This window comes from Frankia gtarii (assembly GCF_025403375.1).
GTDB classification, from domain to species: domain Bacteria; phylum Actinomycetota; class Actinomycetes; order Frankiales; family Frankiaceae; genus Frankia; species Frankia gtarii.
Window position 1 is genome coordinate 1 of sequence record NZ_JAMPTM010000647.1, and the last position, 383, is coordinate 383.

The 383-nt window shown below is 71.3% G+C and carries 1 protein-coding gene; it reads left to right on the plus strand.

Annotation, left to right across the window (positions count from 1 at the left end; all coding sequences use genetic code 11):
* Window positions 1–199 precede the first annotated feature (199 nt).
* On the plus strand, window positions 200–383 hold a 184-nt coding region (locus tag NBZ83_RS32740; protein ID WP_261576581.1), incomplete at its 3' end, for a hypothetical protein.

Sequence of the window (383 nt, forward strand, 5' to 3'; positions counted from 1 at the left end):
GTCCAGGATCGAAGCCGATGCGGTTCGCGGCGAGGAGCCGGTCGGTGAAGCCGCGGCTGTGCAGGTAGCGGAGCGCTCCACCGCCGATTGGTCGCCAGAGGAGATCAGCGGCAGCGGCGACGAGCTCGCCGATTGCCGGACTCACCGCGGCAGGCCGTTCGGCCGCTGGTCTCGGGGTGGGCTGGGAGGTTCGGCGGGGATGGACCTCGGCGAGATGCTGGACTGCGGGAATGCCGGCCCGGTCGGCGAGGTGCAGGAGCGCGTCTCGCACGTTCATGCCGGCGCCGGCCATGAGCAGGTCGATGGCGGTTCCGCCTTCGCCGCAGGCGTGGCATTTCCACCGCCACCGGCCGTGGACTCCCTGGAAGATGCCCATCGAGGGG